This window comes from Fibrella forsythiae (genome assembly GCF_017353175.1).
GTDB lineage: Bacteria > Bacteroidota > Bacteroidia > Cytophagales > Spirosomataceae > Fibrella > Fibrella forsythiae.
In genome coordinates this window covers 341,716-355,831 of record NZ_JAFMYW010000003.1, presented here as the reverse complement: position 1 = coordinate 355,831, position 14,116 = coordinate 341,716, and the positions used below count along the sequence as shown (strand labels likewise).

The window sequence follows — 14,116 nt, the reverse complement described above, 5'->3', positions numbered from 1 at the left end:
TTCGCTATAACAGCAACGCAACTCTTAATTCTACACGCTTAACTCTTAACTCACTTCGTCAGCTCCTTGAACACTCCTTCCAGCGAGGCTTCCTGCTGGCGGAGGCCGACGAGCGTCAGACCCCGGTCGGCGGCAAGGCGGAAGATGGCGGCACGAAGATCTGTATCCGGCGTGGCGGTGAGGCGATATTGACCGGCTCCGACCTGTTCAACGGATAGTACGCCAGGCAACGTACCCAGCACTGCCGGATCAGACAGGGCACTTTCAAACTCGGCCAGGTACGTAGCCTGTTGCGCCGTCTGGCCGCGCAACAGGGCCAGGGGGCTGTCGGCCACGATTTTGCCTTTATTGATAATGATGACCCGATCGCAAAGGGCTTCTACCTCCTGCATGATATGGGTCGAAAAGAGCACCGTTTTATCGCGTCCAACGGTTTTGATCACCTGCCGAATATCGGCAAGTTGATTGGGGTCGAGGCCGGTAGTTGGCTCGTCTAGAATCAGTACGGGCGGGTTATGGAGGAATGCCTGCGCAAGCCCCACGCGCTGCCGGTAGCCTTTCGAGAGCTGGCCAATGCGTTTTTTCTGCTCGCTCGTCAGGCCGACCTGCTCAATCACGTCGGCAATTCGAGATGTTAGGGAAGAACCGCTCATACCGTGTAGCTCACCGGCAAAACGGAGGTATTCCTTCACGTACAGATCCAGATAGAGCGGGTTGTGTTCGGGCAGGTAGCCGACGCTGCGGCGCACGGCCATCGAGTCGGTCTGCACGTCGTGTCCGTTGACGATCACCGTTCCCTCACCCGGCGAGAGGTAGCCCGTGGCTATTTTCATAGTTGTCGATTTCCCGGCACCGTTTGGCCCCAGAAAACCGACTATTTCGCCAGGCGAAACCTGCAAACTGATGGAATCTACGGCCCGCTGCTGGCCATATTGCTTAGAAAGATTGGTGATCTGGATAGACATGTGGCAAAAAAGGGTAAACTCTGCCTATTTTTAACGAATCATCAAGGCAAAGTTGTCAAATTAAGTCGATAGTCGGAGTCAATAGTCGATCGCCGGCTGACACCCGAGTACGCTTGCGCCAGCTGACTATCGACTATTGACTCCTGACTATCGACTATTTTTCATGAGCGATTCTATTTTCCGCAAAAAGACCGTAACGCAGATTCTACGTGATGCCACTGAGGGCGATTCCAGCAAGATGGTGAAAACGCTGGGGGTTCGCGATCTGACCTCGTTTGGCATTGCGGCTATTATTGGCGCTGGTATTTTCAGCACCATCGGTCTGGCCAGTTATAATGGCGGGCCAGCCGTGTCGCTGCTGTTTGTGTTCACGGCCATTGCCTGCGTATTTACCGCACTCAGCTACGCGCAGTTTGCCAGTACGGTGCCCGTCAGCGGCAGCGCCTACACGTATGCGTATGTAGCCTTCGGCGAAATCTTTGCCTGGGTCATTGGGTGGGCGCTCATCCTGGAATATGCCGTCAGCAACATGGTCGTGGCCATTTCGTGGTCTGAATACTTCACGTCGATGCTCAGCGGATTTGGCATCACGTTCCCTAAATATTTCGCCACCGATTACGGCACCGCCCACCGCGCTTTCGAACTGGTTGAACAAACAAAACTCGCCGGTACGTCGCTGGATACACTTCCCGAAAACACGCGTATACTGGCCCAGGCCTGGTCTGATGCGCCAATGCTGGGTGATTTTCACCTGATTGCCAACCTGCCCGCCGGTACCATTACGGTGCTGATTACAGCGCTGGTCTACATCGGCATCAAAGAATCGCGGGTGGCCAGTAACATCCTGGTTGTTCTGAAACTGGCCGTAATTGCGCTGGTCATTGGCGTTGGGGCGTTCTATGTAAAACCAGCAAACTGGTCGCCGTTTGCCCCGAATGGCGTGGCGGGTGTGCTGAGTGGCGTGGCCTCGGTCTTCTTCGCGTTTATCGGCTTCGACTCAATCTCGACTACCGCCGAGGAATGCAAAAACCCGCAACGTGATTTGCCCCGCGCCATGCTCTACTGCCTGGCCATTTGCACGGTGCTGTATGTGCTGATCACGCTGGTGCTGACGGGTATGGTAAACTACAAAGAACTGGGCGTAAGTGATCCGCTGGCGTATGTGTTCCAGAAAGTAAATCTGGACTTTGTGGCAGGCGTTATTTCGGTCAGCGCCGTAGTGGCCATCACCAGTGCGCTGCTCGTGTATCAGTTGGGACAGCCGCGCATCTGGATGACGATGAGCCGCGACGGACTGCTCTGGAAACGCTTTTCGGCAATTCATCCCAAATATAAAACGCCGTCGTTTGCCACCATCGTCACGGGCTTCCTGGTCGCTATTCCATCGCTGTTCATGGACCTTAAATTTTTCGTCGACCTGACCAGCGTAGGTACGTTCTTCGCCTTTATCATGGTTTGCGGCGGCATTCTGTTCCTGGATGCCAAAGGCCTCACGGCACAGTCGAAGTTCAAGGTGCCGTATGTCAACGGTAAGTTCATCATCGGCGCGGTGCTGCTACTGGTAATGGGGTATGCACTCACAACCGGCGATCTGATTCAGACGCTGGAAAGCAAACCGCTGTTGATTGTTTTCTGGGGTGTTTGGGCAGTTCTGGCCGTTCAGGGCTTCCGGTACAACTTCTCGCTGTTGCCCGTCATCGGCGTCTTGACCAATCTTTACCTGATGACTGAACTAGGCGCCAGCAACTGGCAAATCTTCGGTATCTGGCTCGTCATCGGCCTGGCCATTTACTTCACCTACGGCTTCAGAAAAAGCAAACTGGCGTAGGGAGGGGTGATGCGTGTTGTTGTCGTAGGGTGGAGGCAAGCCCCGCCCCTACGCCTGCGACAACAACACGCGATACCACTACACCCATTAGCGCACCGCCCAATTCACGCCTAGCTGGTAGCTGTGAAACGTGTTACTGTAGGGCGATGTAGAAAGCTGGATCAGGTCGCGCTGGTAACGGAGATCGAGCGACAGACTTTTACTGAATTTAAAGTCAGCGCCAAACATGAGGCCGGTGTTTGTGTGTGCGCCTGTAGATACGGCTGGCTTCCCTTCCTGTTGCGAGGTGCCATCGAGCAGGAAAGCCAGATAAGGCCCAGCGTACAGGTGCAGGCGATCAGCGGCTTCGTGACGAAACAGGAGCGGCACTTCCAGGTACGTCGCCTCGACGGTCAAGGCACTTGCACTACCGCTACTTGTTTTGTACCCGTCGAACCGGTAGCCGCGCTGAGCGTAATTGAATTCGCCGCGCATGGCCCAGGTCAGCGATAACGGGTACTCAGCCCATAGGCCGGCTACGAATTTGGTCACGTTGCGCGATGCCGCACTTGAACTGCCGTTGTCTCCTACCCGACTGGCCGCAACCCGTACGCCCCAGGTCAGCGGCTCGATAAACCCGGCGCTTGTTCCCAACGAATCGCGGGAGATGTTGAACCGGTACGAGGTGCGCAACCCAAACGTTGTGATGGCTTTTTCACTGGCAGGCAAATAAGCCACGGCATTGACACCCACCGACCAGCGCGGCGAGAGCCGATAATCGTACCCCAACGCGACCATCGGCATTACCCGGCTTTGATCAGTATAGGTCGGAAACGCATCGTAGTACGGGTCGTTTTGCTGTTCCCGGAAAATGCTGTCGATGTTCACTTCCCGCCGCCGTTGTAGCGATAGGCCGACCTGCACTTTTAGTTGGTGGCGGCGCGTCAGCAGAGGCAACCAAACGGCTGATAGATCGGTCATGCTTTCCTGCCGATTGTAGTAATCGAGCAGGGCGTTGGGGTCTGGCTGGCCATATTTGTTTTGTACTGCGTTCAACGGGTCGTTATTGGCCGAGCCGCCCCAACCCATACCCAGCGCAATGCCCAGCCGGGGGCGAACGTAGGCCGTTAATTGCTGACGTACCTGCCAGCCAGCCCGATACGGGGCTGGTAAGCGGAGACTCGACACGCCCGTTTCAGCCTCGAACCGGAACGGAGACTGGGCAAACGCCGGGTACGTTACCAGACAGATAAGGAGGGAAAAGAGAGTTTTCATAAATCGCTTGTGTATTGACTATTAGCCTATTGCTCACGTATATGTCGGCCGCTCCGGCAGATCGGTAACGTGTTGCGTCTCTATGCCGGTACAATCCCTAAAACCGGTATCCTGCCTGGATGCCGAATGAGCCTGAGTCAGTAGCGCGAAGCCAGGGGCCAACAGCCAGACGATCGGTTAGTAAGAACTGGTAATCAAGATTGAGTAGTTGGGTAACCTGAAAGCGACTTTGGCGCGAGGTCGCGGTCAGGTTCGTGGTTGGAATCTGTACCGACTGGCCATTCACGGTTGCCGTTCGGTAGCCGCTGCCGGCAGCAATAGCGTCTGTATAACTTAGTTGCGCGCCGAGGCCAAACCCAATCCGGTGATGGCGGCTGTAGAGCAACAACACACGGGCTCCCAGTAAGAGCGAAACCTTGTTGGTCGCCGAAAATCCGCCATTACGGTACGTATAAATGGTTGGGTCATAGACTTTGTAGCCCGACAGGCCGCGCTGAAAAGCCAGACCGGCCGTGAAACCGAAGCGGGGAGCGATGTAATGCGAGTAGCGGTTTTCGTAGATAAATGCACTATTCAGGTCTTCGAGCAGGATCCCTACGCCAACATGAAATTCATTACGGATAAACGGAATATCGCGCTGGATACGGGCGTAGGCTTTGTTCTTACGCGGAGCCAGCAAATGGCTTTTCAGGGGAAACAGTTTGTAGCCCACCCCCAGCGACCAGAACGCGTACCGTTGCTGAAGGGCGTAGGTACGTCCCAGGTACGTTGCCCCGTCGACTACCGGCGACAGGCCGGGGTTGTAGGTCAGGTCTAGCGTTAGGCCACCGATGTCAGCACCAATACCCACTTGGGCCTCGAGCAGATTCTTTTTCAATGCTTTACCAGCAATGTCATTCAGGCGGTAGTAGTCAGCTTCGTATTGTAACCGCTCACGCGATAACGGATTTTGCTCAGCTTGTGCCAACGCTTCCAACCGGATAATGTCGGCGGTGTAGTCGCGCTGTTTCCAGTTGTTGGCCACGCCGACCATACCGGCGCTAAGCCGAAGCCAGGGCAGCGGTTTGTAGCCCACGATCAGCCGGGCGTCATACCGGCGAGCGCTCGGATATAGTGGTGCAGAACCTGACCGGGACTGAACGTCGATGTTGGCGGCATAGCTTTTCCCCTGAATGGCATCCAGTTCGGCATACCAGCGCGGGCGATCGTAGCGGGCGAAAACCCCCAACCCGCTGACCGTGGCGTCGCCATCCGCTACGGTGCTGATAGAGCCAATGGGCAGCACAGCTTCATCGCCAACAGTTAATACACGACTCAGACCAAGGTAGGCTTTGGGGCCGAACGACCATTCCTGAGCCACTGACGGGGTAACCAGCAGCAGACACAGCAATCCACTGAAGAGGCAGTTTAAACGTGAGTACATGGTTGTGATGATTAACGGTTAACAAGCGATTTATCGCTCTGAATGAGCACGTTGGCATAGCTGGACCGTAGTACCAGCTCCACTTTTCGGCCCGGAGGTTCGTAGGTAAATGTCTGCTTGCTGCCAAACTTGCCCAAGTCATCCGTTACGCCATCGGGCACACGGATGTCGGCGTAGGTGGCAATCACGTCGTAGCGAAAGTCGGTGATGCTTCGGGTCTGAATAGTCGTTTCGGCCCGGGCAACTTCCAGCGAGAAAGCCTTCATCGTTTGCGGATTGGGCTGAATCAGTAGTTTGCCATAGTGACTCGTGAGGCGGCACGTTCCGCCAAGGTCACGCAGCGCAATATCAGCTTTCTCGGATTTGAGCGTCAACGCCGCGTCGATGCCGCGCCCTTCGATATCGCCGTAGCTGGAAGTGATGGTGAGTTTACCCGCCATATCATCGAGTGTCAGTTTTCCGAACTCAAACTTCAGCGTCACATCGCCCGACAATCCGTGCAGGCCAACATCACCAAAGGAATTCCCGACAGCCAGCAACGCTTTCTCAGGTACGTTCACCTCGTAGATCACTTTCAACTGACTTTGTGCTTTGCCGCTCCCCGATGGCATGGCAAATCGGTTCGACAGGTCGAGTGCGTTGCTATTGGCCTGAAGCGTGTACTGATGATACGCTACTTCGCGCTCGGCTACGGCCTTGTCGGGGTGTTTAGCCACCAGCCGAAGCCGGACCGAAACGGTCGGGCGGTTCCAGCCCCGGACAGTAACGTCGGCTTTCTGGGCGTTGATTCGGATGGATTGTCCTGGCGTATAGGGCAAGTCTTTTTCAACCACCTTCGTCACCACCTGCACCGGCGTTTGTGCCCGGCTCAACAGCGGTAGCCACAGCAAGAAAAAGAGAAGGAGTCGGTTCATGATCGCAGGAGCGTTATGAGTTCTTTGGTTACGTCGGCCCGTTGGTTGTCAATCTTTACCTGCGCCCGCACCAGCGCCGGATCGTCGCCGAAGCGTTGGCGTTCGTCGGCCAGGCGTTTCTGTTCCATGGAAAGCTCGCCCAGTTGCGCTCGTAGTTCGCGCACTTCCGGCCGTTGGCAGGCCAGGGCTTCTTCTTCGCACTGCCGGTTGATAAATTCTTCGGCGCGCTGGTCGGCAGGGCTATCGGTTACTGGCCCCGGCTCGGCGGGTGCCCATTCCGTTTGCTGCTCTACCGCATATTCGATTCGCTCCGCTGGCTGGCTGGGTACGTACCTGACCAGCCACCACGTACCCAGCAAAGCAAGACAGGCTGCTGCAACGCCAACTTGCCAACGTACCTGACCAAGCCACTGACCGAGTCGGCGGGTTGGCACTGAGTCGTTGGCTGGGTGAGCAACGACCGGGGTTTCATCCAGAGTTTGTTCTAGTGCATCGTCGATGCGCGCCCAGAGATCCATTTCTGGTTCAAAAGCGGGCAACGCATGGATTACCTGCGCAAGCCGCTCATCCGATTCCAGATCAGCTTCGATCCGGTTCCAGAGGTCGGGCCGGGGCTCGAATTCGGGGAGGTGGGATAAGAGATCGTTCATGATAGCCGCTGTCTGAGTAATTTCTTCGCGTAACTAACCTGCGATTTCGACGTCCCTTCGGCAATTCCCAGCATCGTGGCGACTTCGTGGTGCATATAGCCTTCTACTTCCACCAGCAGAAAGATCGTCCGTGCGCCATCGGGCAGCGACCGGATGGCTGCGTCCAGTTCCGCGCCCGTCATGGTGTCGGGCAAGGCTGCTGGCTGGTCATGACGGGTTTCGTCAATCGTTTCGAAGCGCCCTTCGAGTTGCTGTTTCCGAATGGCCTGCCGCACCACAATCGTCTTGATCCAGGCACCCAACGTTGACCGGAAGCTGAACTGACGAAGGCTTTTGAAGACTTCAACGAAGGCATCCTGCAAGACATCGTGCGCATGATCGGGGTCGTTGGTGATCCGGTAGGCGGTTGAATACATCGCCCGCTTATACCGCTCGTACAGCGTCCGCTGCGCCGACCGCCGCTCAACCGTCAGATCACCAAGGCATTGGTCGACCAACTCGCGTTCAGATATGTCAGGTAAAGTGGCCAGGCAAAACATCGTTTTAGTAGCTACACGACAAAGTGCAACCTGACCATCGATTGGTTGGAAGGGGGGAGAAAAAAAGTTTACCGTTTACAGTCTGCTGTTTACCGTTGCGCTGCTGATCAAACTTGTCGTTAATCAGCAGCGCAACGGTAAACTTTTTTTACTTCTTCCCGAATATCAGCACGTGTTGTTGAGGGAGGCGGCTGTCGTTTTTGATAAGTTTCAGGCCGAGGGCATTCATTTCGCGGGTAGCCTGCGCCTCGCTCATTTTGTGGTGCTCCTTGATGGGTACGTTCGGGTCTTCGGCGCGGTATTCAACCAGCACAATGCGGCCGCCCGGTTTCAGCGAGCGAACCAGCGCAATACCCATTTCACGGGGATTCGAGAATTCATGGTACGCATCAACCATCAGGGCCAGATCGACGCTGTTGGCGGGGAGTTTAGGATCGGTGATGGTGCCGAGGATAGGCTCAACGTTAGGTACGTTCTCTTTTTTCCTGCCATTGTTAAGGTACTCGATCATTTCGGGCTGAATATCCACCGCCAGCACTTTACCCTGCGGCACGGCCCGCGCCAGCCGGAAACTAAAATAGCCGGTGCCGGCACCAATATCGGCCACAACGTCTGTGGGTTTTAAGTCGAGGGCAGCCAGCAATAAATCGGTGCGTTCTTCCTGCTGGCGCTCGGGGCGTTCGAGCCATTCGGCACCAAGGTGGCCCATTACCTGCGAAATTTCGCGACCCAAATAAACCTGCCCGATACCATCGTAGGCGGGCGTTTTAGTCGTATAGACGCTCGTTTGCTGCGTTTGCAGTGGTGTGCTGTCGACCTTAGCCGTTGTCTGATTGGCTGATTGGGGCCGATTGCAGGCAGCAAGACTAATCAGCAGAGCACAAAGAAAGTTCGTTCTCATGGGGTAAGGGGTTATCTTCCAGTAAACTTGCTGTAGCCGGGCTTGTTCAGCCGTACAATCCATTCTTCCTAAACCGATTACTTGCGCGTTCGCTAAACGACTATACTTGTGACATGAACACGTACCAACCCGGCCTACATATACTGGCTACGTTCGAGGCACCCGTCACCCGGCTGACCGACGTTGCGGCTTGCCGTGCAGTATTCGACCGGTTAATTGATGAATTGGGTCTCTCGAAGGTGGGTGAAGTATACCATTCGTTCGGGAATGGTGGCTTTACGGCGGTCGTCTGCCTGACTGAGTCGCACGTGTCGATTCATACCTGGCCCGAATTTGGCCGAGCTACATTCGACGTGTTCCTGTCGAATTACCTACGCGACAACTCCGAAAAAGTGCGTACGTTTTATGCCGAAACCCTACTGGCCTTTGCGGGCACGGAACTCACCCTCGATACCGTTAGCCGATGACTGAATCGTTACCTACCGACGCAACTCCCTGGCCCGCGCCCGACACGGTTACCTGTCCTAACTGCCAAACCGACCTGACGTATTACGACCCGAACAGCTCGTTCTATGCGTGCGAGAGTTGCCATGCGTTCTTCGAGGCAGCGTATGAGCAAAAGCCACGGATTATTCAGAAAGCCAGCAACCCTAACCCCGGCGGTGGCCTGCCAACGCTGGCGATTGGGTCAGAAGGGTACCTACTGGGCGAGTGGGTACGTGTAACGGGCTATATGCTGAAGCAGGAAAAAGGAACGTCGTACCGATGGCGTGAGTACATGCTGTTACTAAAGAACGGCACTACGCGTCAGCTTGCCGAGTATAATGGCCACTGGATGTGGATCGAACCAGCCAGCCAGAAATACATCATTTCCGGGCCAACAAGCAAATCGTACGTGATCAATAATGCGGGCGACGACTACCTGATTTATGCCCGTTACCAGGCCGAACTACTGAACGTCGTTGGCGAGTTCGACTGGAATATCCTGGACGATGAACGGCTGACAACCGAAGAGTATATCGCTCCTCCGCGAATGCTGGTCAATGAGAAAGGTAACTCCCAGAACGACTGGTACGAGGCGACGTATGTATCAAGAGAAGACATTGCCCAGGCGTTCGGCCTGGGCACCAACAGTTTGCCCGATACGTACGGGGTTGGCTCCATTCAGCCAAACAAGTATGCCGCAACGTGGACGCATGTAGTTTTGTTAACCCTGCTGGCAGCAGTGACGGCTATCGTTATTCACCTCGTGAATATTGTGTTTCGCCCGTCGGGAACCATATTCAGAGAGACCCTGACTACCGTAGCGCTGGTGCCGCAGACAAACACAGTCGATGCCGCGCAACGGGCCATCGATTCGGCCAGTATCGCCCAGTCGCAGCCAACGCCGAAAATGCTGCGTACCCGGTCGTTTGCCATCAAAGGCCCAACCGCCGTTGACATCGAGTTTCAATCGAACGTCGACAATACGTGGGTCGAGTTTGCCACCGAGCTGGTGGATGAACAGACAAACCAGCGGTACATTTTTACCGAGGCAGTCGAGTACTATCACGGCTATTCGGATGGTGAAAACTGGACTGAAGGCGGTACCGAAAGCTCGGCTACACTATCGAAAATCCCGTCGGGGCAATACCATCTGGAAATAACGCCTTACACGCAGTATGGACAACAGTTGTCTTTTGCGGTTAACGTAGGTCAGAATACATCGCTGATTAGCAATGTATTACTGATATTGGGCTTGCTGGCACTTTACCCCATATACCTGCTTTTTCGCCGGAGCGGATTCGAAAACTTACGTTGGTCACAGAGCGATTTTGGACCAAAAACTGAAGAGGAATGATGCTACAGAAGATCATCACCGCTATTTCCAAATCACCAGTCTATTTCGGGTTTGTGCTTGTGCTGCTGGGCTTCTTTGCCTGGGCTGAATTCACGGGCAACCGGATCGTTGGCGACGACAAGTATGAAACGGAAAAACACGGGTACGGCTCCGGTTCCGGCGGTCGTGGCTACCGTGGCCGTAGTGGCTTTTACCATAAATAACCCCCTTTTCGCATGGAATACCTCAACCAGAAGGCCATCATCGCCTCCATTGTGTACTCGCTGATCGGCATCGTGATCTTAGTGATCTCGTTTGTGGCGATCGAAAAACTGGCTCCGGAAAACCTCTGGAAAAAGATCGTCGACGAGCAAAATATGGCTCTGGCCATTATGGCGGCCGGTTTCATGCTCGCCGTGGCCTTCATTGTCGGTATGGCATCGCATGGTTGACCAGCCCCTCCGGTCGGAAAGCGAGCGCGGCAGGGCGGTAGCGGGTAACGAAGCGGCCCGGCAGTGGTTGTTGCTGCTGTCTGTATTTGTTATTGCCACCTGCGGGCTCATCTACGAACTCATTGCCGGTACGCTGGCCAGCTATCTCCTGGGCGATTCTGTCACGCAGTTTTCCACCATCATCGGCACGTACCTGTTTGCGATGGGCGTTGGCTCGTGGCTGTCGAACAAACTTGATGGCAACCTGCTGCGCTGGTTCGTACGCATCGAAATCCTGGTAGGTCTTGTCGGCGGGTTCAGTGCGCCGCTGCTGTTCGTCTTGTTTGAATATGTGGTATCATTCCGGCTGGTGCTTTATACGCTCGTGAGCATGACCGGCGTGCTGGTTGGCCTCGAAATCCCGCTGCTGATGCGCATTCTTGAACACCGCGTCGCCTTCCGCGATCTGGTGTCGCGCGTGTTCACGTTCGACTACATCGGTGCGCTGCTGGCTTCGCTAATCTTCCCGCTTGTGCTGGTGCCAATGCTGGGGCTGGTGCGCACCTCCCTCCTCTTCGGACTGCTCAATGTGGGCGTAGCTGTCTGGTTATTGCTTCGTTTTCCAGAAACCCGCCCGTTCCGAACGGGATTACTGACGGCGGCGGGTATGGCAGCGATGCTTTTGCTGGCAGGTTTTGTCGGGGCAGAACGTATTATGTCATTTGCCGAAGCCGCCACTTACCAAAGCTCCGTGATCTACAGCAAAAGCACCCCCTACCAGCGCATCGTGCTCACGCGTAATGCCCGCGACCTCCGGCTATTCCTGAATGGTAATCTTCAGTTCAGTTCGGCCGACGAATACCGCTACCACGAGGCGCTGGTGCATCCGGCCATGCAGGCAAACCCAACGGCCAGGCGTGTGCTGGTGCTGGGTGGCGGCGATGGGCTGGCCGTTCGCGAATTGCTGCGTTATCCGCAGATCGACAGCATACAACTGGTTGATCTGGACCCAGGCATGACGCGTCTTTTCCAGGAAAACACGCTGCTGACCAGCCTCAACAAACGGTCGCTGCTATCGCCGAAAGTGCAGGTCATCAATGACGATGCCTACGGCTGGGTACGTTCCGATACGGCCCATTACGATGTAGTGATCGTTGACTTCCCCGACCCGTCGAACTACTCGATCGGGAAGCTGTACAGCACGGCGTTCTACCGCGAACTGGCCCGGCGGCTGGCCCCGGGTGGGGTAGTTGTGGTGCAGTCGACGTCGCCGTTTCTGGCGCGCCGGTCGTTCTGGTGCGTGGTGCATACGATGCAGGCCGAGGGTTTCCAGACACTGCCGTACCATGCCTACGTGCCGTCGTTCGGCGAGTGGGGCTTTGTGCTGGCTTCGCTGACCGATACGCCCCGGCCACGTACCCGGAACGTACCTGCCGGTTTGCGGTTCATCGACGCCAACAGCCTCCGCCGCCTCCGCGATTTCCCACCCGACATGGCCGACATACCCACCGAACTCAACAAACTCAATAACCAGGCACTGGTGCAGTATTTCGAAGAAGACTGGGCCGACGCCGGACAGTGAACCAACGCCGCCCCTTGTTTAAGGGGAGAGGCTGGGGAAAATTAACAACAACTGATGAACCGTCGCCGATTTATACAGACCACTGCGCTGGGGCTTACGGCTTTCACGGTGCCGCCTTTGGTACCGGGCTGCACAACGGCAGGCGGCAGCGATTCAGGTACGTTGTCGACCGGCCAGAACTGGAGTAACGTACCGGGAAACTTACTTGGACCCAACGCAAAGGCGGGTCACTGGCTCCGGCAAACGCTGGCACCGGCAACCGCCGTTGAACCGGACATTTACGATGTTGTGATCGTTGGCGGGGGCATTTCGGGCCTATCGGCGCGGCGGTGGCTCTGGCAGAAAGGTGTTCGGAACACGTTGATGCTGGAGCTGGAAACGCAACCCGGCGGCAATTCCGGCAGTGGGAAAAACGATGTTTCGGCTTTTCCATGGGGGGCACATTACCTGCCCGTACCTGATGCTCGACATGCTGAACTGATTGATTTTTTGCGAGAAACCGGAACGATTACTGGTTGTACGGCCAACGGAACGCCCATTTACAACGACTATCACCTGTGCCACGACCCCGAAGAACGGTTGTTTCTCGACGGTCGGTGGCAGGACGGGCTGATTCCGAACGAAGGAATCCCCGACGCTGACCACCAGCAGATTACGCGCTTTCTAGCCCTCATCGAAACCCTAAAGAAAGCTAAAGGAGCCGACGGCCGCGACGCCTTCGCCATTCCCCTCGACCGTTCCTCGACCGACCCGGCGTATCGACTACTGGACACCATCACGATGACGGAGTGGCTCGATCAGCAGGGGTTCACCTCAACGTACCTGCGCTGGTATGTGGCCTACAGTTGCAAAGACGACTACGGCACCACACCAAACCAAACGTCGGCCTGGGCAGGGCTGCATTACTTCGCCTCGCGCAAAGGTGTTGGCGTCGATGCCAACGGAGCAACGCTCACGTCGGCCGTTTTGACCTGGCCCGAAGGCAACGGATTTCTGATGAATCAGTTACGTCAGCAGGCCGATTCACCAATCCGCTCGCAAACCATCGCATACGCCATCGACCTGGCTGACCCGTCGGCTGTTCGAGTGTCGGTCAATAACGTCCCTACGGGGAAACAAACCGTGATTCGCGCCAGAAAGGTGTTACTGGCTGTTCCGCAATTCGTAGCCAACCGGCTCCTGACTACCGCTGACCCAACCCGAACGGCAACTGGCTTTCACTACGCGCCCTGGGTGGTGGTCAACCTGACCGTGAATGCGCTACCCCAAACCGCCGGGAAAACCTTGTGCTGGGATAATGTGCTCTACGGCACCGAATCGGTTGGGTACGTGTCGGCCAATCATCAGCACCTGACCGACAGCCCGCAGCGGGTACTTACCATATATCGTCCCCTGACTGGTAACGACCCGGCAGAGGTTCGTCGGCGGGCGTATCATACTACCCGCGAAGAATGGCTGCACCAGACCATGACGGAGCTGGAAACGGCCCATCCTGGCTTGTCGGCGCATATTCAGCAGGCCGACGTGTGGGTATGGGGACATGGCATGATTTCGCCAACACCCGGCTTCATATGGGGCGAAGCACGCCAGAAAGCCCGGCAGCCAGTTCAGGCCCGTGTCTATTTCGCGCACAGCGATCTGAGCGGTATCTCTATTTTTGAAGAAGCATTTTCGCAGGGCATCCGCGCCGTGAACGCGATGCTGACAGGGGGAGGTATTGCTACTTGATTCCCTGTCCGTTGAACATTTTTTTGTCCTCCTGACCGCACCGGCGGACCGGTCGGGATGATAAAAAACGATCATTCATCTT

Annotated in this window: 14 protein-coding genes; 7 read left to right on the top strand and 7 right to left on the bottom strand. The window is 55.8% G+C overall.

Features of this window, described 5'->3' with window-relative positions:
• Nucleotides 1-50: 50 nt before the first annotated feature.
• Nucleotides 51-965 carry a gliding motility-associated ABC transporter ATP-binding subunit GldA gene (gldA, locus tag J2I46_RS12920; protein ID WP_207329447.1) on the bottom strand — a complete coding sequence of 305 codons (915 nt, stop codon included), beginning with the start codon at nt 963-965 and terminating at the stop codon, nt 51-53.
• A 163-nt stretch (nt 966-1,128) separates the two neighbouring features.
• On the opposite strand from gldA, the gene J2I46_RS12915 reads away from it, so the two are divergent.
• On the top strand, nt 1,129-2,793 hold the full coding sequence (locus J2I46_RS12915; RefSeq protein ID WP_207329446.1) for an amino acid permease: 1,665 nt from the start codon (nt 1,129-1,131) through the stop codon (nt 2,791-2,793).
• Between the two features lie 87 nt (nt 2,794-2,880).
• On the opposite strand, the gene J2I46_RS12910 is transcribed toward J2I46_RS12915, so the two are convergent.
• The 6 genes from J2I46_RS12910 to J2I46_RS12885 form a co-directional block, all read right to left on the bottom strand.
• The gene (locus J2I46_RS12910; protein WP_207329445.1) at nt 2,881-4,047 is read right to left on the bottom strand and encodes a porin family protein; all 1,167 of its coding nucleotides are present in this window, start codon (nt 4,045-4,047) and stop codon (nt 2,881-2,883) included.
• Between the two features lie 97 nt (nt 4,048-4,144).
• A complete protein-coding gene (locus J2I46_RS12905; RefSeq protein ID WP_207329444.1) occupies nt 4,145-5,470 on the bottom strand; it encodes a hypothetical protein in 1,326 nt (441 codons plus the stop codon).
• A gap of 11 nt (nt 5,471-5,481) precedes the next feature.
• On the bottom strand, nt 5,482-6,384 hold the full coding sequence (locus J2I46_RS12900; RefSeq protein ID WP_207329443.1) for a DUF4097 family beta strand repeat-containing protein: 903 nt from the start codon (nt 6,382-6,384) through the stop codon (nt 5,482-5,484).
• Nucleotides 6,381-7,034, bottom strand: a complete 654-nt coding sequence (locus J2I46_RS12895) for a hypothetical protein (RefSeq protein ID WP_207329442.1) — start codon at nt 7,032-7,034, stop codon at nt 6,381-6,383. The genes J2I46_RS12900 and J2I46_RS12895 overlap by 4 nt, the downstream gene beginning before the upstream one ends.
• The gene (locus J2I46_RS12890) at nt 7,031-7,573 is read right to left on the bottom strand and encodes an RNA polymerase sigma factor (protein WP_207329441.1); all 543 of its coding nucleotides are present in this window, start codon (nt 7,571-7,573) and stop codon (nt 7,031-7,033) included. The genes J2I46_RS12895 and J2I46_RS12890 overlap by 4 nt, the downstream gene beginning before the upstream one ends.
• A gap of 148 nt (nt 7,574-7,721) precedes the next feature.
• A complete protein-coding gene (locus tag J2I46_RS12885) occupies nt 7,722-8,474 on the bottom strand; it encodes a class I SAM-dependent methyltransferase (protein WP_207329440.1) in 753 nt (250 codons plus the stop codon).
• A 113-nt stretch (nt 8,475-8,587) separates the two neighbouring features.
• On the opposite strand from J2I46_RS12885, the gene J2I46_RS12880 reads away from it, so the two are divergent.
• From J2I46_RS12880 to J2I46_RS12855, 6 genes are read left to right on the top strand one after another with little or no spacing between them, the layout of a single operon-like run.
• Entirely contained in the window at nt 8,588-8,941 is a 354-nt protein-coding gene (locus J2I46_RS12880; protein WP_207329439.1) for an S-adenosylmethionine decarboxylase family protein, read from the top strand.
• Nucleotides 8,938-10,314: a DUF4178 domain-containing protein gene (locus J2I46_RS12875; RefSeq protein WP_207329438.1), complete on the top strand. Its 1,377-nt coding sequence runs from the start codon at nt 8,938-8,940 to the stop codon at nt 10,312-10,314. Before J2I46_RS12880 ends, J2I46_RS12875 begins: the two co-directional genes overlap by 4 nt.
• Nucleotides 10,311-10,517 (top strand): hypothetical protein, encoded by a 207-nt coding sequence (locus J2I46_RS12870; RefSeq protein ID WP_207329437.1) that lies wholly within the window; start codon nt 10,311-10,313, stop codon nt 10,515-10,517. Before J2I46_RS12875 ends, J2I46_RS12870 begins: the two co-directional genes overlap by 4 nt.
• Before the next feature lie 12 nt (nt 10,518-10,529).
• On the top strand, nt 10,530-10,745 hold the full coding sequence (locus J2I46_RS12865) for a DUF350 domain-containing protein (RefSeq protein ID WP_207329436.1): 216 nt from the start codon (nt 10,530-10,532) through the stop codon (nt 10,743-10,745).
• Nucleotides 10,738-12,306, top strand: coding sequence for a polyamine aminopropyltransferase (locus J2I46_RS12860; protein ID WP_207329435.1), 1,569 nt, complete (start codon nt 10,738-10,740; stop codon nt 12,304-12,306). The genes J2I46_RS12865 and J2I46_RS12860 overlap by 8 nt, the downstream gene beginning before the upstream one ends.
• 54 nt (nt 12,307-12,360) lie before the next feature.
• Nucleotides 12,361-14,034, top strand: coding sequence for an NAD(P)-binding protein (locus J2I46_RS12855; RefSeq protein ID WP_207329434.1), 1,674 nt, complete (start codon nt 12,361-12,363; stop codon nt 14,032-14,034).
• Nucleotides 14,035-14,116: the final 82 nt, after the last annotated feature.

Excerpts from the sequence above, each read along its gene's own strand:
- gldA (WP_207329447.1), bottom strand. The coding sequence starts at position 965 with ATGTCTATCCAGATCACCAATCTTTCTAAGCAATATGGCCAGCAGCGG.
- J2I46_RS12915 (WP_207329446.1), top strand. The coding sequence starts at position 1,129 with ATGAGCGATTCTATTTTCCGCAAAAAGACCGTAACGCAGATTCTACGT.
- J2I46_RS12910 (WP_207329445.1), bottom strand. The coding sequence starts at position 4,047 with ATGAAAACTCTCTTTTCCCTCCTTATCTGTCTGGTAACGTACCCGGCG.
- J2I46_RS12905 (WP_207329444.1), bottom strand. The coding sequence starts at position 5,470 with ATGTACTCACGTTTAAACTGCCTCTTCAGTGGATTGCTGTGTCTGCTG.
- J2I46_RS12900 (WP_207329443.1), bottom strand. The coding sequence starts at position 6,384 with ATGAACCGACTCCTTCTCTTTTTCTTGCTGTGGCTACCGCTGTTGAGC.
- J2I46_RS12895 (WP_207329442.1), bottom strand. The coding sequence starts at position 7,034 with ATGAACGATCTCTTATCCCACCTCCCCGAATTCGAGCCCCGGCCCGAC.
- J2I46_RS12890 (WP_207329441.1), bottom strand. The coding sequence starts at position 7,573 with ATGTTTTGCCTGGCCACTTTACCTGACATATCTGAACGCGAGTTGGTC.
- J2I46_RS12885 (WP_207329440.1), bottom strand. The coding sequence starts at position 8,474 with ATGAGAACGAACTTTCTTTGTGCTCTGCTGATTAGTCTTGCTGCCTGC.
- J2I46_RS12880 (WP_207329439.1), top strand. The coding sequence starts at position 8,588 with ATGAACACGTACCAACCCGGCCTACATATACTGGCTACGTTCGAGGCA.
- J2I46_RS12875 (WP_207329438.1), top strand. The coding sequence starts at position 8,938 with ATGACTGAATCGTTACCTACCGACGCAACTCCCTGGCCCGCGCCCGAC.
- J2I46_RS12870 (WP_207329437.1), top strand. The coding sequence starts at position 10,311 with ATGATGCTACAGAAGATCATCACCGCTATTTCCAAATCACCAGTCTAT.
- J2I46_RS12865 (WP_207329436.1), top strand. The coding sequence starts at position 10,530 with ATGGAATACCTCAACCAGAAGGCCATCATCGCCTCCATTGTGTACTCG.
- J2I46_RS12860 (WP_207329435.1), top strand. The coding sequence starts at position 10,738 with ATGGTTGACCAGCCCCTCCGGTCGGAAAGCGAGCGCGGCAGGGCGGTA.
- J2I46_RS12855 (WP_207329434.1), top strand. The coding sequence starts at position 12,361 with ATGAACCGTCGCCGATTTATACAGACCACTGCGCTGGGGCTTACGGCT.